The sequence below is a fragment of the Pseudoalteromonas haloplanktis ATCC 14393 genome, from assembly GCF_000238355.1.
In the GTDB taxonomy this organism is placed as follows: Bacteria; Pseudomonadota; Gammaproteobacteria; order Enterobacterales; family Alteromonadaceae; genus Pseudoalteromonas; species Pseudoalteromonas haloplanktis.
The window spans coordinates 216416-233685 of sequence record NZ_AHCA01000001.1; the positions used below are offsets into that span (position 1 = coordinate 216416).

The following is a 17270-nucleotide window of genomic DNA, read 5'->3' on the forward strand; positions in this document are numbered from 1 at the left end:
CTTAATCATTCTTTCGCTATCGTGGCGATAAACCCATCGTCACGACTATTTAAATTCAACACCAAATCATGCCTTTCACAAATAGCTTTTACTGTCGCAAGTCCCAAACCAACACCTTCATATTGACGAGCAGGTGACCCTCTGTAAAAGCGTTTAGTAAGTTGGCTAATCTGGCTACTCGCTACGCCTTGGCCGTTATCTTGAATAATGATTGCATGGATATCTAATGTGATATGTATTTGTGCGCCTCTACCTGCATATTTAATCGCGTTATCTAGCAGATTAAATAAGGCTTGGAACAATAAATTTTTATCACCTTCAATTGAAAAATTCGCGATATGAGTAAACGCAATTGTTTGCTGTTGCGCTTGTGCACTGGGCTGTAACATCTCGATTAAATCATCAATTAATAATTTGCTATCAATAGGTTGAACGTCGAGTGGAAATTTTCCATGTTCTAATCGAGTAAGCTTTAGCATGGCATCAAAGGTGTTAATAATGGTATCTAGTTGCTCTATCTCAAGCCCGATATTGGGGTGCAATGTAGCCTGTTGCTCTAAGTTTAGCCGTAAGCGAGTGAGAGGCGTTTTTAGGTCATGAGCAATATTATCTGTGATCCCTTGCACTAACGCAAAGTTCTCCTCAACAGCGTCCAGCATAGTATTGATATGCGCCCCTAAACGGTCAAACTCATCGCCTTGTTGATGATGCTTTATACGCGCCGATAAATCGCCGTTTTGTACTTGCTCTGCGGTATTATTAAAATAATGCACACGCCGTAAGTGGCGTCTGGCAAATATATAACCAAATAACCCCGTTAGTAATAAACTAATTAAACAGGCCCACACAGCAATAGTTTTAAATTCCACAATCAGCCGTTGTAAGTGCTCTGTGGCGGTCGCTAATACGATATCACCATGTTGAGTATGCACTACGCCGGTGGTTAATAAACGAATTTGTCCTCGCTGTGTATCTAGCACTGGAAATACCACGGTGCGAGGTAGGGTAGGGATGTTTTCTGGTAAAAAGCTTAACTGCTGACTTTGCTCCCCCTCACTTTGCCAAAAAATAAGCAAATCACCTTCACTACGAAAAACCTCTAATTGAGCAAAGAAGCTCGCTGACGAAAACTCACTAGCAAGGCCTTCAATCCTGACTTGCTCTGCGCTTAAGCGTCGTTCAACTTGACGACTCTGCTCACCTAATAACAGCTGATAAATAAGCACAACGGTTAGGGCTAACATCACCGCCATGATCACTGCAAAGCCTAAAGTTAAACGCCAAACAGAGCTATTTCTTGGGTCAAATTGACGCCATAACGAGTCGTTAATTGGCACAATTTTGCTCTTTTGCTAAACGATAGCCCACGCCACGAATAGTCTCGATATGAATGCCCGCATCGAGTTGCTGTAATTTTTTTCGTAGCCTAGCTATATGCACATCAATCACATTAGTACCTGGATCAAAGTTATATTCCCACACAGATTCAAACAATAAGGTACGTGTGACGAGCTTATCCTGATGCTCTAATAAAAAACGTAATAATTTAAACTCTTTAGGCTGTAAACTAAGCGTATGCCCTGCAACATCTGCTTTGTGATTCGCGTAATCTAGCTGTAAATTGGCTAACTTCAGAACAGTGCTAATGGGCGCTTGAGTGACTTGGCGTTTAATTAAATTTTCAACACGAATAATCAGCTCTGAAAATGCAAACGGCTTTACTAAGTAATCATCACCGCCGGCTTTTAAACCTGTTACACGGTCATCGATTTTATCTAACGCTGATAAAATTAATACCGGCGTGGTTTTTCCTGTAGCGCGCAGTGCTGCCAATACTTGGATACCGTCAAGCTTGGGTAACATACGATCCAGAATAATAATGTCGTATTCTTCACACGTACCCAGTAGTAGCCCTTGCTGGCCGTCATCTGCGGTATCTACCGTGTAGCCTTGTTCACTAAACGCTTTATATAAAAACTCGCGGTTTTGCTTATCGTCTTCAATCAGCAGTAATTTCATTATGTACTTCAACCTAGAATCTGTTGACCTTAAAGTCGCAGGCAACACACCTTAGTTTCCCCAGCGCAGTAAGGGCAAGTCTTTACCTGTAGCCAAATCAATCGCTTTTTTATGGCGTCCTTGTTCAGTTACAAAGGTTGCCACCATATAAGTGATCCCCATGTCTTGCTCAAGCTGTGCTTCTAGCAAGTATTGGTGAGCGGGTGAGTCAAGTTGTGCCACTAACCCTTGCATGGTTAGTCCTTTTTGGCTCATTAAAGTGGCAGCCGCAATTTCTTCTTGTTCATCAATTTCTGGCGCATCGTACTCTAACTCAATAAGCTTACCTTGTTGATCCACCAAAAGTTCGATAAAACGGTGTTTCTCAGCCTGATATAAGGTTACTTCATAAGTAGTTTTCCCATGCTCAAACTCAAGTTCAAACTCTACAATCACTGCTTTTTGTGCGTATTCATTTTCTATTTTTTGCAAAATAGATTGTGGGCTTGGAGCATTTGCCTGATGCAATTTATCAAAAACAGCAGTACTTGCAGCAATACTTATTGAGGTGATAAATAAAAAGCTTAATAACAGTAATTTTTTCATGGTGCTTTACCTCCACCGCAATCAGTGTAACAGCCACATTTGCTGTGGCTGTTTTATTTAATTAATCGTCTATTTGGCATGCTCTAACTTGATTAGCGCTAACAAAATTGCACTCAAGGTCAACATACTGATCTAAATATTGCGCTAATGAACCATCTTCACTTATGTATCCCCAAAGCGTAGGTTGTTGGTTTTCATCTGCAATAACATAACCTTTAAGCTCGAGTAATTCATTAGCATCGGCGAGCTCAATTTCATTCACTACATTTTTATCATCAACAATAATGCCTTCTAACTCAAGCCACTGACCATTAAGGTTGTTAGTATTTAAGCCATCATCAAATATAGTTTGATTGTTAATTGTAAATGTAATGCCATTAATAGCCACAACTCCTTGTGCATAACTTGCTAAACCTGTAACTGAAAAAGTCGTGTTAGGTACAAATGAACCGTTATTTTCTGATGATTCAAAGTCAACTTCTTGGGCAATAAACAGGTTATCTGCCTGTTGCCATAAAGCGTCTATTTCTACAAATCGCCCGATAGCAAGGTCTGATACTGTACCATCTTCAAATTGAGTCTGCGCAGTTACGCTAACTTGCCATTGCCCATTAATCGTCATTAATGTTGCATCACTATTAAGCCAAGTAATTTGCCCCGTTAGCTGGGTATCAGTATTATCATTAAACCTATTATCTTGTTCGGCATCGACTTCTGTAGCCATTAATTGTTGGCCGCTCATAAAGCCTTCAACGTCTACATACTGGCCTTCGCTTAATAAACCATCTACTTCGGCTTGTTGGTAATTTACAGCAATATTCCCCAAAGAAAATGTACGTTGCTGGGTATTTAACTGACTTATAATACCTTCAACTTCTAATTCACCTTGGTTATTAGCAATAGGCTGTTGATAGGTTACCGTTAGCGTATTGTATGCGCTAGTATAGCCACTTATCTCAACCAAATCGCCGCTTGCTAACTCGCTACTATCAAAATTATTAAGTGCCACTCCAGCAATACTGACGCTATCATTTTGTATATAAATTGGCCCTTTAAAGTCAGGATCGTATTCTATTTCGGTAGCACTAACGCCATTGGTTTCAACCTCAACCATCATACCCACTTTCACTTGGTTAAGGCTTGCATTTACACCATCAATTTCTACTTCAACATTACTGGCTGGTATCTCAAGCTGGTTAACAGTAATGGTGCTGGCTGTCGTTGCTTGAACTTCACCAATAACAACACTTGGAAATACCACGTTGTTAACAGGTGGCACCACAGACTCGCCGTCTGAATTACTGCTGCCACACGCACTTAATGTTAAAACCACCGCGCTAATTGCAGAGAGTTTGAAAAGTTTAGCTGAATTTAAATTACCCATAATGTTACTCCATTTCATTTATTTATTGGCTTGTTGAGCTTATGTCAGCCACTATACTCAACCACAGATATCGTAAAGGTGGAGAGAACATTAAATTTTGTTAATGTTTACAAAGTAATTTTAGACCTTAGTCATAATGAATGATTTATACCTAGCCGCGCAGCAAAATGTATGTATAAATAGGTACTTAATCAACTTAATTGTAAGGCGCTGCATGCAAATACCGGATCAACTATTAAGCCGAGCGACTGCTGGATTAGTGGCTGTGATCATCGGCTTTACCAGCTCAATCGCATTAATCTATCAAGTTGTTATTGTGCTTGGTGGCACTGCTGACTTGGTCGCAAGCTGGGTATTAATGCTTGGTCTTGCAATGGGGGTTACATCCATTGGCCTTTCGTATTATTACAAAATACCGATATTGATTGCTTGGTCGACCACAGGGGCTGCGCTATTAATAACCAGCGCTCAAGGCTATAGTTTAAACCAAGCTGTAGGCGCTTTTATGTTTAGTGCATTGCTGGTGTTTATCTCTGGTATTACTGGTTGGTTTGAAAAAATAATGCAGCGCATTCCTAGTCAGTTAGCCTGTGCAATGCTTGCTGGAGTACTGGTCACCTTTGGTATCGATGTATTTAATTTTATGGCCGAAAAACCGTTATTAATCGGTGTTATGGTGCTGGTTTATCTACTGAGTAAACGCTTAATGCCACGCTTTACTATGCTAATAGTATTAATTGCAGGGTTTGTTATGGCAGGTACCACAGGGCAAATAGATACCAGCAGCTGGCAATGGAAAATGAGTGAATTTGCTTTTATTAGTCCTGAATTTAATTTGCAAGCGATGATCAGCATCGGCATTCCGCTTTATATTGTCACAATGACCTCGCAAAACCTGCCAGGCATTGCTGTACTCAAGGCACATAACTACCCGGCACCAGTGTCAGCGTCTTTAAACGTAACGGGTTTAACCAATATTATAATCGCCCCGTTTGGTGGCTACGCCATTAACTTAGCTGCAATTACCGCAGCAATTTGTATGAGTGACGACGCAGATAGAGATCCAGCCAAACGCTATTGGGCGAGCATTGCCGGAGGTGTTTTTTATATCCTGATGGCAATTGGTGCAGCGACATTAGTAGGGTTAGTAGCAAGCTTACCGCAAGCCTTAATTTTAGCATTGGCGGGTATTGCGCTGTTCACTACGATTGCTTCAAGCCTCCAGCAGGCATTATCAGACAGTTATTATACTGAATCAGCTATGATCACTTTTTTAGTTACAGCGTCTGATCTTACAATGTTTTCTGTTGGCTCAGCATTTTGGGGAATATTAGCTGGCGCACTAACGCTGTGGCTAATTCCACGTAAATAAATGCCAAGCATTACCAAGCAACTTTTAAATTATTTGTTTATTATGTTAATTGATCGTTAAGTTTATTTGTGCCTATAATGGAAATTCATTGATAAAGTATCGTATAACCCTATTTTAGGATCACTGATGAATTTTAATAAATCGATTATCTGCGTCGCGATGACAGCGCTGTCCATAGTATCTTGGCAAAGTCATGCTGCTGAAATTTGGCAAACAAGTAAATCATATGCTGGCGGGAGTGAAGTTTGCTACGCAAGTACACTATATAAAGCAAAATGGTGGGCAAATCCAGGTGAGGAACCCGGTGCTACGCAATGGGGAGCCTGGGCTGTGCAACTAGATTCAACTCCTTGTACTACGAGTATTGAGCCGCCGATTGACCCTCCCACAGAGCCTCCTGTTGAACCACCTACTGAGCCCCCAGTTGAACCCCCCGTCACTCCGCCATCTGGCGACCCATATGAAACAGGCGTCACGATTAATCCAAACGGGGGTTACTTTATTGATGCTGCGATAGTCGCTGATACTGAGCAGCAAAAAACCTCATCGCCCTTATTCAGCAAGGTCAAAAACACCATACGAAAGCTTGATAACACGAGTGTTGAAGCGGTCACCCCACTTCGTGCAGCAAACCCTGCCAATGTAAAACGTTTGGAGCAAATTCTTGATCAAGCAAGTTTTGAGTTTTTGTTCCCAGATCGTGCGCCAGAATATACATATCGCAAATTTTTACAAGCAGTGGCTAAATTCCCCGCCTTTTGTGATGACTATGAAACAGAGCAAAAAGCAGAAGCTGTGTGTCGAAAAGCATTAGCGACTATGTTCGCGCATTTCACTCAAGAAACAGGAGGCCACGACCCACATTCAGCCATCCCGCAATGGCGTCAAGGTTTGTACTTTATTCGCGAAGCTGGGTGTAGCGAAACAAGTGCTGGTTGTGGTTACAATAATTCATGCACACCTTCAACATGGCAAGGACAAACCTGGCCCTGTGGCACCGATGAGCAAGGCTTATACTTAAAATACTTTGGCCGAGGAGCCAAGCAGCTGTCATATAACTACAACTATGGGCCGTTCTCAGATGCTATGTTCTCCGATGTTAGTGTATTACTTAACAACCCTGAACTCGTTGCTGATACTTGGCTAAATTTAGCCTCAGCGGTATTCTTTTTTGTTTACCCGCAACCACCAAAGCCTGACATGATGTCGGTTATTGATGGTTCATGGGTGCCTAATGAAGCAGATACAGCTCGCGGCATTAGCCCAGGCTTTGGCGCAACAATTAATATCATTAATGGCGGTATAGAATGCGGCCATGGCTATGACAAACCTCAAGCACTTAATCGTATTGCCTATTACGAGCAGTTTGCTGCGTATTTAAATGTGCCTATCGAAACAAACGAAGTACTTAATTGTAGCAATCAAGATAGCTTTACGAACGATGGCTCCGGAGCCCTAAATATCCATTGGGACGAAGATTGGACATGGCAGCAGTATCGCCCAGATGGTAAGAGCTTTGAATGTAAACTCGTGCCGTATCAAACGCCTTACTTTGCCCTTAGCGAAGGCGCTTACAGCCGGTGTGTTGAAGATAAATTTGACGCAACAGTAAAATAAACTCTCGATTATTAAGCGTAGCTTTTTTGCTAACGCTACGCTTTTAATCAAAGGTATGGTGGCGTGTAACGCTAAACCGATTCAAAACATGGTGCATAATATACACCGCGCACAAGCTTATCAAAATAGCCACGGATACTGACGAAAAACGATACAAAGCACTATAAACTAGGTCTTGCCCAGGGCCGAGTGATTGACCAAACAAAATGCCAAATGTGGTGATCACACCAAAACCAACACCGGGAATTCCACCGGCAATGATATGATAGCGGCTAAAAATAAAAGTCAAAATCCATAAGATTAGCGCAGGGAATAACAAAATATCAGTATGATTATATAAAAACAATTGCGAAACTAAGGCCAAATTACAACCAATAAGCGTACCGATAGCACGTTGCCAACCAGCCATACCTGCAGCTTTCCAACATAGTGGAAACAAAATTAAAATAGAGGCGGCTTGCGCTGAAATTGAATCTTGTAAATCAAACACCTGAAAAAGCACAAATGATAAAGTGGCCACCGTGGCACATAACAACACTTCATGGCGTACGCTTTCGACTGCTTTTGTTGGCATTACCCGAGCCGGTCGCGGTGCAACATCTGGAAACACAAAATGCATTAATACCGCAGCCAATACCGTAACGACTACCGCAACACCGTTGCTTATGATCAGCGGATAAATACTCGTGCCACTACTAACATAACTCGAAAAGTGCAATTGAATAGACAAACTCACCACACTCAAAGCCCCAAACAAAAAATTTGCCCCACGGCTCATCTGATAGAACAAAAAGGCAAACGCTAAAAAGCAAAGTAAGGTCATCACCACAGGCAAATGTGAAAATAAGCCTTGTAAAACGAGTACAAAAACGGCACTAAAAGCGGCACTGGCAAAAAACTGGCGAATGATATGGGCATTTAATATGGGCACTAAGCCAAGTAATAGCATTGGGTATACAGTAAAAAAGATGCCATTAGGCCAGTTCATCAGCTTACATAAGCTAAAACCTAGTGCGCTACCGCCAGCGATTCGAAGTGCTTGGCGTAAACCATTTTTATCAAGCGAAGGAACCGACATTCTGCCTCCCTTAGTAAATGAAGTGCAGCAAGCTTATAAAGCGAATTTGCGCACTCGCACACCACTGTCCAATGCTTGACTCAGGCAGTAACTGCACTGTTGCTCGTGCGCCACTGGGCAACTTGCTTAGTAATTGCGGTTCATCTAACTTAATGTGGATACGCTGACGCTGCGCATCTCTTACCCAACGGTTGCTGTTTTCAGTACTGCTTAATAGACCATTCGCACTTATTTGCCCATCACTTACACCGGCTTCAAACGAGCTAATCACACCATCGAACACTTGACCAGGTAAAGCATCAAAGGTCACTTTTGCAGCACTCTTTAGACCAAAGTTGGTTAATGACTTTTCTCGAAAATCAGCCACCAAGTCGGCTTTGTTTGCGACAATCGCTAACATAGGCTGGCCTTTATTAGCATATGTGCCGCTATTAACTTGTAAGTTAGCCACTTTGCCATCTATATCGGCGCTGACTTTACTATAAGACAGATTCAACTTTGCTTGCGCTAATAAGTTTTTAGCATGGCGAAGTGCAAGATTGTCATCTCCGCGTTGGCCCCGTGCTAACTTAGCTTCTGTTAATTGCGCTTCAATGGCAGCAACATTGGCTTTACTTGACTGATAATTAGCACTGATAGTTTCATATTCCTGCTCGGATATTGAACGCTTTTTAAGTAATGATTCGCTTCGATCAAATAGCAATTCTTGCTCATGTAACTTCGCATTAGCCGCTGCTAGCTGCGCCTCAATCGCTTTAACACTGCTATCAAAGCGCTGATTTTGTAATTGCGCATCGGCATAGGTTAATTGCGCTTGTTCAACCGCTAATTCAAAAGGAGCGGGTTCAATTAAAAACAGTGCCTCACCACTTTTCACAGCTTGGTTATTATTAACCAAGACTTTGTTTACACGGCCACTTACTTGCGGCGTCACTTGTATTACCGGGTGATAAACACGCGCTTGAGGAGTTACCGGTAAATACATATCTGCAATCACAAAATACGCAAAAAGTAAGATAAACCCAACAAGTGATATTTTCACATAACGGGCAAATTTTTGGTCTGGCGTCATTATTTATTTCTCTTCATTTAAACGTGTTAAACAACGACGCGCATTTTCTTCCATTTGCACAAGCCCATAAGCCATCATATCTAATTGCTCATTGCTTAGTCCTGCGTATAACTGTTGCTTAACGTCAGTGATCAATACTTTAAGTGTGCTTAGCAATTGCTCACCTTGTTCAGTAAAATAAATTTTCCGACTACGTTTATCGTCCTCATCTACGCGTCGAATAATTAACTGTTGTTGCTCAAGTTGCTTAACCGTACGGGTGAGTGAAGGCATCTCAATACCTAAACTGTGGGCTAGCTGCTGTTGTGTAGCGCCATCAGGTAAGTGGTTTATATGGATCATCGCGGTCCAACGAGACTGTGTTAATCCCAAATGCTCCACAGCTGCTGTTACAGCTTCCCGGCACAAACGATGCACACGGCCCATGTTACCGCACAAAGATAAATCTAAAGTTTCATGAAATGGTAAAGACATAACCACCCTTTATAGTTAGCATGCTAACTAGTTTAACATTACTTAGCTTGCTAAGTAAATATTGCGTTAGTCATCATTGTTTATAAATAGGGTAGTGCAGTTACCATAAAGCACATAAATATTTGACTATAATGGCCAACTAAATGGCCATTACATATAGATACTAAAAGTTGAGTAAGTTAGCAGGGGAGTACTGATCAGTAAGTACTTTGGTATCAGCAGGCCAATCTTGATTGTTCTTAGTCGATTTCATTCCTTGGCTAATAGCTTTAATATCAATGTTATATGGTGATAATAACGGGGTTAGTTTTTCAATGCGTTGTGCAATTTCTTGCGTTGTTGGAGGTGCTTTAAAACCCGCTAAAATGATTCTGTTGCTGTTTTTTTCCGTTGTCACATTGATGAAATCACCAAACACGGCATGATAGGTCGCTGATTCATGTTGGTAGAGCTTGCTTGAAGAAAATGTGTTTGCAGCAATGATACCGTTAGGAGCCAATACACTTTTTATTTCGTCAAAAAACTCTTTGGTTAGAAGGTGCTCGGGTATGTAATCACCATTAAACGCATCAAGAATGATCCAATCATATTGCTCCTTTTTAATCGCTGCCCGCTTTATAAAAATACGCCCATCTTGTACTTTTGCAGTGACTTTCTCGGTTTCGATAAAATCAAAATAATCTCGTGCAACTTTAATTACTGCAGGGTCTATTTCAACGTTTTCTATACTTGCTTGGGGATAAAGTTGGTGTATTACATTAGAAAGCGTGCCGCCGCCAAGACCAATGATCAGTACATTTTGTGGGTTGTCTATCATTAATAAACTAGCAAATGTGAGTTTAGTGTAATTGAAAACCAATTCTTTTGGTTTACTAACATACATGCAACTTTGACTGCTTGTACGCGTTTTTTCGTCAAACTTTAAACAGCGTAAATCACCATTTTCTTCCACTAAAATATTACGATAGAGTGAACGTTCCTTATGAATAATATCAGCCATTGTCGGCGCACTTGCGAATAAAGCTAAAACCGCAATTAGGTGAAAGTAATTACGCATAAACAGCTTCCTTCTTAGTGACTGAATCAACCACAATGGCTAATAAACCTAAACACCCTATAAAGCTCGCAAACCCGATAATTATGGTGTTTACATCGAACGCCAGCACCATGTAAAACGAAGTAATGATAGTACCTAGAGCGCTTCCCAATGTGCTTACAAAGTATAATCCGCCAGCTACTTGGCCGCTACGTTCGCTGTCGGTTACTAATAAACGCACCGAGTAGGGTGAGATCATGCCTAAAATAATGGTTGGAATAAAAAATAGCGCGGTAGAAGCAAGTAGTGAGCCGTAGCGGCTATCCTCAACGTGGGTAAAAATGAACTCCATAATAGGCTCTGCAAACAGCGCTATCGGCAGCACCATAATGCTTGCCACTAAAAAAATAAGACCGTATTTGGTTAACGAAGGTTGTTTAATCGACAGTTTACCGCCAAGTAAATAACCAAACGATAAGCTAAGCATAAAGACGGTAATAATACTGCCCCAGATGTGTACACTACTACCAAAGTAAGGCGCTAAAATACGCCCACCGAGTAGCTCGATCCCCATAATGCTAAAGCCACTGCTAAAAGCTAATAAATAAATTAATGCGTTGGTTTTATTTAACATTCATTCTAGTTCTTGTTGTTTAATATATACCTCATCTTATCGTGATGAATAAAAGCTGGCTAGCTTTTATACTGTAAAGGGCGTTTACAGATAGTGCTAACCACTGCCAATTCAAACTACATGAATCAATAACAACAAAAAGCATTTTAAAATAATAAGGGTTAAATTTACGTATCAAAAAAACAATAATGCAGCCCAATGGAGTGCATTATAAATTACTTTAATAAGCACCGTCGCTATAAGTTAATTCATAGCTGTGGCTATAAATTTCAAGGATATTACCAAATGGGTCTTCCATATAAATCATGCGATATGGTTTTTCACCTGGGTAATAGTAACGCGGCTCAGCCATGCGCTTTTTACCGCCAGCTTCAACAATGCGCTCTGCTAACTCTTCTACATTAGGATCTTGAACACAAAAGTGGAAGATGCCTGTTTTCCAGTATTCGAAATTATCGTCTGGGTTTTGCTGATTTTTAAACTCAAAAATTTCAACCCCTATACGGTCGCCAGTTGATAAATGCGCGATTCGAAACTTATCCCAACCTGCACCAAATACATCCGTACACATTTCGCCTATTGGGCTCTTATCTTCTGCTATCTCGGTTGGTTTCATTATCAAATACCAACCTAAAACTTGCGTGTAAAACTCAACTGCCTTATCTAGATCAGGGACTGAAATACCAATATGTGAAAAATTACGTGGGTAAACGTTACTCATAACCTGTGCTCCTGTTGCATCATGATTTGTTTGAGTGCTTACTTTACGAACTATAAATCATTAAGTAAAATTATCATTACTCATAATTATAAGTACGTTTTGTAATGATAAATCCAGCTTGGTTAAATACGTTTTGTACACTTGTTGAAGTTAACCACTTTACTCGCACCAGCGAACGCTTGTTTATGACGCAATCAGGTGTGAGCCAACATATAAAAAAACTAGAACAGCAACTAGACTGCCTACTCCTTGAGCGTCACGGAAAGCAATTTACCCTAACAGCTCAAGGGCAAAGCCTATATCAAAGGGGCAGTCGGCTACTCAAAGACTGGCAATTTCTAGAACAAGAGTTACATAACGACTCGCCATATAGCGGTGATGTGAAAGTGCAATCACCAGGCAGTTGCGGGTTAAAGTTTTATGATCAGCTATTAAACTTACAAGCGACTCATCATAACCTCAATATAGATTATCGTTTTGCACCAAATGAAAGTGTAGAACACGCTGTTGCTAATCACAGTGCTGATATTGGCTTTTTAACTCAGGCCCCAACATTAACTGAGATAACCAGTCACAAGATTGGCAAAGAAGCGCTATTATTAATTACACCAGCTAATTGTGAACTCCCTACTTGGCAAACGTTATGTCAACTTGGCTTCATATCTCACCCGGATGCCAAACACCATGCGCAACTACTCCTTAGTGAGAACTATTCTGAGTTTGAGCATATTAATCAAATAAAACGTACTGGGTTTTCTAATCAGATTAGTTTGATTCTCGAACCTGTAAGCCTAGGACTCGGCTTCACTGTTTTACCCGCTCATGCAGTGGGGGCATTTAATAAACCTGAGCAAATAAAAATCCATCACTTAGCAAACCCAATTAGTGAGTCTATTTATGTATGCCATCATCGTAATCGGCCGTTAGCAAAACGTATGCATACAGTGATAGATACCATAAAATCAATAAACAGTATTTAAGTCGATAAATTAAACCTTTAAAGCAATTTCTGTTAAGTTAACCTGTGAACTCACATATAAAGGAAAGTCGGTATGCAGTTAAAACAGCTTGAAAGTAAGACCTTAACAGGCCTAAGAATCAGAACATGTAATGCCAATGAAATGAACACCGACACAGCTAAAATAGCCGGTTTATGGCAAAAATTTACAGAGCAATACGGCGCTAAACTAACAGCGAAAACCCATGTTTATGGTGTGTACACTAATTACGAAACAGATATGACTGGTGACTTTGATGTGATTGCTTGCTGCAATGACTCAAGCATTAAAGTTACAAACTCAATTGAAGTTACCACAGCACCGGGGGCATATTTAGTGTTTTACGCTACAGGTGAAATGCCCGATACCGTAATCGATTTGTGGGGAGAGATCTGGCAATACTTTAGTTCTGATGATTGTAAATATACTCGAACTTACAACTGCGACTATGAATACTATAAAAGCGCCAATGAGGTTGAAATAGCCATAGCAATTGCTGAATAAATATTGAATTTAGAATACTGTAACGTTAACTGCTTTGGAGTGGATGAAAATTTAGACATTCATCCCTCCTGATCCCACCTTCTATGAAAAAACGAACAGAAAGAGCAATCGAGTAAATAGCCGCATAGCTTGAAAACGACGCAAAAAGCCCCCTTAAAATAAAAAAGAAAAATAAATAAAGCTTGTTATGTAGTTTCAGTTACTGTTATCCTGCTTCGCATCGGGTTGATAGAAAGCCCTGTTTATTTGTACGTACCACGTTGTTATTAGTAATAATCCTTCGCGTTATCCTCAGTTAAATACTTGTTTTCTTCCTGCTAAATTGCCCAATTTTAGGCACATTTTTATTAATTCTTAGGATATTATTATGTCGACTACTACAACTGGTACAGTTAAGTTTTTCAACGAAGCAAAAGGTTTTGGCTTTATCGAGCAAGAATCTGGGCCTGACGTTTTCGCTCACTTTAGCGCAATCAGCGGTGACGGCTTCAAAACGCTAGCTGAAGGCCAACATGTACAGTTTACTGTTGCTCAAGGTCAAAAAGGCCCGCAAGCTGAAAATATCGTTTGCATCTAATTTTTAGTTAATGGGTTAGTAATAACCCGTTAATGCTCATAAGTTTGAAAGAAATTCTGTTTATTTGTACGTACCACGTTGTTATTAGTAATAATTCATCGCGTTATCCTCAGTTAAATACTTGTTTTTTCAGCTAAACCGCCTGATTTTAGGCACACTTTTATTAATCTCTAGGATATTTATTATGTCGACTACTACAACTGGTACAGTTAAGTTTTTCAACGAAGCAAAAGGTTTTGGCTTTATCGAGCAAGAATCTGGGCCTGACGTTTTCGCTCATTTCAGCGCTATCAGCGGTGACGGCTTCAAAACGCTAGCTGAAGGCCAACGTGTACAGTTTACTGTTACTCAAGGTCAAAAAGGCCCACAAGCTGAAAACATCGTTTGTATCTAAACTATTGTTTTAGTTAATACGTTTTAACGTATTAATAGCCCACTGATAGTAATTTATCAGTGGGCTTTTTAATGTCCGCGCTATTTTGCATAGAGCCAGTCTAAACCTTGGATCAGCGTGGTTGGAAATGCCGTCGCATGTTTTGCTTCGGTAATAGCAAACATCAAGCGCACCTGTTTATTATCACTTTACCCCACACACCTAACATGTAAAGAAATCAGAGTGCTTTTTGCACATTAAACGAGGTTGGTCATCACAAGCTTTCATCTTCCTTTCGCTTTTTACAAACTAACTATCAGATTAATTGATTACCCCAATCGTTTTAAACATTGATCTTGATCTAGTTTTTAATCGTTAATCATCTATATTGAATTTATTAAATGAACTTCTATAAGACTGAGTTATCAACCAATTAAGTTAAATAGCAAGTTGGTTATTTTGAACTAAACTTTAAGCGTAGCTTTAATAAATAGAGTTTTTTTATTCCGATACAGGAGCTGAAAATGAGCAATTCAGGTGCGGGCAAATGCCCAATCATGCACGGTAGCAATACACAAGCGTCAAAATCCAACACTGATTGGTGGCCAAACGCCTTAAATTTCGACATTCTTCATCAACACGACACAAAAACCAATCCCTACGGTGATGATTTTAATTATGCCGAAGAGTTTAAAAAACTGGATCTTGAAGCGGTCAAAACAGATTTAATAAACTTAATGACGCAAAGCCAAGATTGGTGGCCTGCTGACTGGGGCCACTATGGTGGTTTAATGATCCGTATGGCGTGGCACTCGGCAGGGTCATATCGTTTAGCGGATGGCCGTGGCGGTGGTGGTACTGCAAACCAGCGTTTTGCACCTTTAAACTCATGGCCAGATAACGCCAACCTCGATAAAGCACGCCGCTTGCTTTGGCCTATCAAGAAAAAATATGGTAACAAGTTATCATGGGCTGACTTAATTATTTTAGCCGGTAACATGGCGTATGAATCAATGGGTTTAAAAACCTTTGGTTTTGCCGGTGGCCGCGAAGATATTTGGCACCCAGAAAAAGATGTGTATTGGGGAGCTGAAAAAGAATGGCTCGCGCCAAGTGATGGTCGCTATGGTGATGTAGCCAAGCCTGACACTATGGAAAACCCATTAGCGGCAGTACAAATGGGCCTAATTTACGTAAACCCTGAAGGGGTTAATGGCCAGCCAGATCCATTAAAAACCGCAGCACAAGTACGTGAAACCTTTGCCCGCATGGCGATGGATGATGAAGAAACGGCAGCCCTTACTGTCGGTGGTCATACTGTTGGTAAAACTCACGGTAACGGTAGCGAAGAAAACCTAGGCCCAGAGCCAGAAGCTGCCGATGTATTCGAGCAAGGGCTAGGTTGGAACAATCATAAAACCCGTGGTATTGGCCGCGATACCATGACATCTGGCATTGAAGGTGCGTGGACTACACACCCGACTAAATGGGATAACGGTTATTGCTACTTATTACTTAACTATGATTGGGAGCTTACCAAAAGCCCAGCAGGTGCGCACCAGTGGGAACCTGTAAATATTAAAGAAGAAGACAAACCTGTTGATGTAGAAGATCCATCAATTCGCTTAAACCCAATAATGACCGATGCCGATATGGCAATGAAAATGGACCCGACTTATCGCAAAATCATCGAGCGCTTTAACGATGACTTTGAGTACTTTAGCGATGTATTTGCGCGCGCTTGGTTTAAGCTCACCCACCGTGACTTAGGCCCTAAATCGCGTTATTTAGGCGCAGATGTACCAAGTGAAGATCTGATCTGGCAAGATCCAGTTCCAAGTGTCGATTACACCTTATCAGATCCTGAAATAAGTGAGCTTAAAGATAAATTACTAAATTGTGGGATTGCAGCGAATGATTTGATCAGCACTGCATGGGACAGTGCTCGCACTTACCGTAGCTCTGATCACCGTGGGGGCGCAAATGGCGCACGTATTCGCTTAAGCCCACAAAAAGACTGGCAAGGTAACGAGCCTGAGCGCTTGGCTAAGGTATTAAGCGCACTTGAAAAAGTACAAGCGGGCTTAAGCAAACCAGTTAGTTTAGCCGACTTAATTGTACTTGCTGGTACAGCCGCCGTGGAACAAGCTGCAAAAGCAGCTGGAGTCAATGTGACTGTACCGTTTACACCTGGGCGAGGCGATGCCACTGACGAGATGACCGATGCAGAGTCTTTCGATGTGCTTGAGCCAATCCACGATGGCTTTAGAAACTGGTTAAAACAAGACTACTCAGTATCACCTGAAGAGCTACTATTAGAGCGCAGCCAACTAATGGGTTTAACTGCACCAGAGGTCACTGTGTTATTTGGCGGTATGCGTATGCTTGGTACCAACTATGGCGGCACTCAACATGGTATATTCACCGATAATGTGGGTACTTTAACAAATGATTTCTTTGTTAATTTAACCGATATGAACAACCGCTGGGAGCCTGCAAGCAAAACGACCTTTAATATCGTTGAACGCAGCTCTGGCACCACCAAATGGACAGCAACACGTGTTGATTTAGTATTTGGCTCAAACTCTATTTTAAGAGCACTGGCTGAATTTTACGCCCAAGACGATAACAAAGAGCGCTTTGTGCAAGACTTTGTTAAAGCATGGGTTAAAGTAATGAACGCCGACCGCTTTGATATTTAATTAAAGCACTAAGCATATTTACAGAACAGCGCGAGAGTGTTAACTCTCGCGCTTTTTATCTATAAATAGTCCTCATCAAGCTCTTCATAAAACTGTAAACCCCCATTACATCATACAAATTACT

General features: G+C 41.0%; 17 protein-coding genes. 7 read left to right on the top strand and 10 right to left on the bottom strand.

The annotated features are described in order from the left end of the window. Positions 1-5: 5 nt before the first annotated feature. From PHAL_RS0100855 to PHAL_RS0100870, 4 genes are all read right to left on the bottom strand, one after another. Positions 6-1337 carry a sensor histidine kinase gene (locus tag PHAL_RS0100855; protein WP_016706503.1) on the bottom strand — a complete coding sequence of 444 codons (1332 nt, stop codon included), beginning with the start codon at positions 1335-1337 and terminating at the stop codon, positions 6-8. Further along, the gene (locus PHAL_RS0100860; RefSeq protein WP_016706504.1) at positions 1327-2019 is read right to left on the bottom strand and encodes a response regulator transcription factor; all 693 of its coding nucleotides are present in this window, start codon (positions 2017-2019) and stop codon (positions 1327-1329) included. Before PHAL_RS0100860 ends, PHAL_RS0100855 begins: the two co-directional genes overlap by 11 nt. 51 nt (positions 2020-2070) lie before the next feature. Further along, a complete protein-coding gene (locus PHAL_RS0100865) occupies positions 2071-2604 on the bottom strand; it encodes a PepSY domain-containing protein (protein WP_016706505.1) in 534 nt (177 codons plus the stop codon). A 61-nt stretch (positions 2605-2665) separates the two neighbouring features. Next, positions 2666-3988 carry a DUF5666 domain-containing protein gene (locus tag PHAL_RS0100870; protein ID WP_016706506.1) on the bottom strand — a complete coding sequence of 441 codons (1323 nt, stop codon included), beginning with the start codon at positions 3986-3988 and terminating at the stop codon, positions 2666-2668. Positions 3989-4202: 214 nt separating this feature from the next. On the opposite strand from PHAL_RS0100870, the gene PHAL_RS0100875 reads away from it, so the two are divergent. After that, positions 4203-5360: a benzoate/H(+) symporter BenE family transporter gene (locus PHAL_RS0100875; RefSeq protein ID WP_016706507.1), complete on the top strand. Its 1158-nt coding sequence runs from the start codon at positions 4203-4205 to the stop codon at positions 5358-5360. Positions 5361-5486: 126 nt separating this feature from the next. Continuing rightward, positions 5487-6977: a glycoside hydrolase family 19 protein gene (locus PHAL_RS0100880; protein WP_016706508.1), complete on the top strand. Its 1491-nt coding sequence runs from the start codon at positions 5487-5489 to the stop codon at positions 6975-6977. Positions 6978-7020: 43 nt separating this feature from the next. Here PHAL_RS0100880 and PHAL_RS0100885 read toward each other — a convergent pair whose 3' ends face one another. From PHAL_RS0100885 to PHAL_RS0100910, 6 genes are all read right to left on the bottom strand, one after another. Continuing rightward, positions 7021-8055: a DUF2955 domain-containing protein gene (locus PHAL_RS0100885; RefSeq protein WP_016706509.1), complete on the bottom strand. Its 1035-nt coding sequence runs from the start codon at positions 8053-8055 to the stop codon at positions 7021-7023. A 10-nt stretch (positions 8056-8065) separates the two neighbouring features. After that, complete coding sequence (locus PHAL_RS0100890; RefSeq protein WP_016706510.1) at positions 8066-9127, bottom strand: HlyD family secretion protein; 1062 nt, start codon at positions 9125-9127, stop codon at positions 8066-8068. A 3-nt stretch (positions 9128-9130) separates the two neighbouring features. Continuing rightward, positions 9131-9601, bottom strand: a complete 471-nt coding sequence (locus tag PHAL_RS0100895; RefSeq protein WP_016706511.1) for a MarR family transcriptional regulator — start codon at positions 9599-9601, stop codon at positions 9131-9133. Positions 9602-9764: 163 nt separating this feature from the next. Beyond that, positions 9765-10601: a spermidine synthase gene (locus PHAL_RS0100900; protein ID WP_374954827.1), complete on the bottom strand. Its 837-nt coding sequence runs from the start codon at positions 10599-10601 to the stop codon at positions 9765-9767. Positions 10602-10650: 49 nt separating this feature from the next. Further along, entirely contained in the window at positions 10651-11271 is a 621-nt protein-coding gene (locus PHAL_RS0100905; RefSeq protein WP_016706513.1) for a fused MFS/spermidine synthase, read from the bottom strand. Between the two features lie 220 nt (positions 11272-11491). Further along, positions 11492-11992, bottom strand: coding sequence for a lactoylglutathione lyase family protein (locus PHAL_RS0100910; RefSeq protein ID WP_016706514.1), 501 nt, complete (start codon positions 11990-11992; stop codon positions 11492-11494). 104 nt (positions 11993-12096) lie between these two features. Here PHAL_RS0100910 and PHAL_RS0100915 point away from each other — a divergent pair, with 104 nt between their 5' ends. The 5 genes from PHAL_RS0100915 (at position 12097) to katG (ending at position 17146) form a co-directional block, all read left to right on the top strand. Continuing rightward, positions 12097-12972, top strand: coding sequence for a LysR family transcriptional regulator (locus PHAL_RS0100915; RefSeq protein ID WP_016706515.1), 876 nt, complete (start codon positions 12097-12099; stop codon positions 12970-12972). A gap of 72 nt (positions 12973-13044) precedes the next feature. Continuing rightward, entirely contained in the window at positions 13045-13494 is a 450-nt protein-coding gene (locus PHAL_RS0100920) for a GyrI-like domain-containing protein (RefSeq protein WP_016706516.1), read from the top strand. Between the two features lie 367 nt (positions 13495-13861). Next, positions 13862-14071: a cold-shock protein gene (locus tag PHAL_RS0100925; protein WP_016706517.1), complete on the top strand. Its 210-nt coding sequence runs from the start codon at positions 13862-13864 to the stop codon at positions 14069-14071. A gap of 184 nt (positions 14072-14255) precedes the next feature. Beyond that, positions 14256-14465 (top strand): cold-shock protein, encoded by a 210-nt coding sequence (locus PHAL_RS0100930; protein WP_016706518.1) that lies wholly within the window; start codon positions 14256-14258, stop codon positions 14463-14465. A gap of 503 nt (positions 14466-14968) precedes the next feature. Then, the gene (gene katG / locus PHAL_RS0100940) at positions 14969-17146 is read left to right on the top strand and encodes a catalase/peroxidase HPI (protein WP_016706519.1); all 2178 of its coding nucleotides are present in this window, start codon (positions 14969-14971) and stop codon (positions 17144-17146) included. Positions 17147-17270: the final 124 nt, after the last annotated feature.

What these genes read in the sequence shown, in the direction of transcription:
- PHAL_RS0100905 (WP_016706513.1), bottom strand. Translation starts at nt 11,271, where the DNA reads ATGTTAAATAAAACCAACGCATTAATTTATTTATTAGCTTTTAGCAGT.
- PHAL_RS0100930 (WP_016706518.1), top strand. Translation starts at nt 14,256, where the DNA reads ATGTCGACTACTACAACTGGTACAGTTAAGTTTTTCAACGAAGCAAAA.
- PHAL_RS0100895 (WP_016706511.1), bottom strand. Translation starts at nt 9,601, where the DNA reads ATGTCTTTACCATTTCATGAAACTTTAGATTTATCTTTGTGCGGTAAC.
- PHAL_RS0100875 (WP_016706507.1), top strand. Translation starts at nt 4,203, where the DNA reads ATGCAAATACCGGATCAACTATTAAGCCGAGCGACTGCTGGATTAGTG.
- PHAL_RS0100910 (WP_016706514.1), bottom strand. Translation starts at nt 11,992, where the DNA reads ATGAGTAACGTTTACCCACGTAATTTTTCACATATTGGTATTTCAGTC.
- PHAL_RS0100880 (WP_016706508.1), top strand. Translation starts at nt 5,487, where the DNA reads ATGAATTTTAATAAATCGATTATCTGCGTCGCGATGACAGCGCTGTCC.
- PHAL_RS0100925 (WP_016706517.1), top strand. Translation starts at nt 13,862, where the DNA reads ATGTCGACTACTACAACTGGTACAGTTAAGTTTTTCAACGAAGCAAAA.
- PHAL_RS0100870 (WP_016706506.1), bottom strand. Translation starts at nt 3,988, where the DNA reads ATGGGTAATTTAAATTCAGCTAAACTTTTCAAACTCTCTGCAATTAGC.
- PHAL_RS0100865 (WP_016706505.1), bottom strand. Translation starts at nt 2,604, where the DNA reads ATGAAAAAATTACTGTTATTAAGCTTTTTATTTATCACCTCAATAAGT.
- PHAL_RS0100885 (WP_016706509.1), bottom strand. Translation starts at nt 8,055, where the DNA reads ATGTCGGTTCCTTCGCTTGATAAAAATGGTTTACGCCAAGCACTTCGA.
- PHAL_RS0100860 (WP_016706504.1), bottom strand. Translation starts at nt 2,019, where the DNA reads ATGAAATTACTGCTGATTGAAGACGATAAGCAAAACCGCGAGTTTTTA.
- PHAL_RS0100920 (WP_016706516.1), top strand. Translation starts at nt 13,045, where the DNA reads ATGCAGTTAAAACAGCTTGAAAGTAAGACCTTAACAGGCCTAAGAATC.
- katG (WP_016706519.1), top strand. Translation starts at nt 14,969, where the DNA reads ATGAGCAATTCAGGTGCGGGCAAATGCCCAATCATGCACGGTAGCAAT.
- PHAL_RS0100900 (WP_374954827.1), bottom strand. Translation starts at nt 10,601, where the DNA reads ATGGCTGATATTATTCATAAGGAACGTTCACTCTATCGTAATATTTTA.
- PHAL_RS0100915 (WP_016706515.1), top strand. Translation starts at nt 12,097, where the DNA reads ATGATAAATCCAGCTTGGTTAAATACGTTTTGTACACTTGTTGAAGTT.
- PHAL_RS0100890 (WP_016706510.1), bottom strand. Translation starts at nt 9,127, where the DNA reads ATGACGCCAGACCAAAAATTTGCCCGTTATGTGAAAATATCACTTGTT.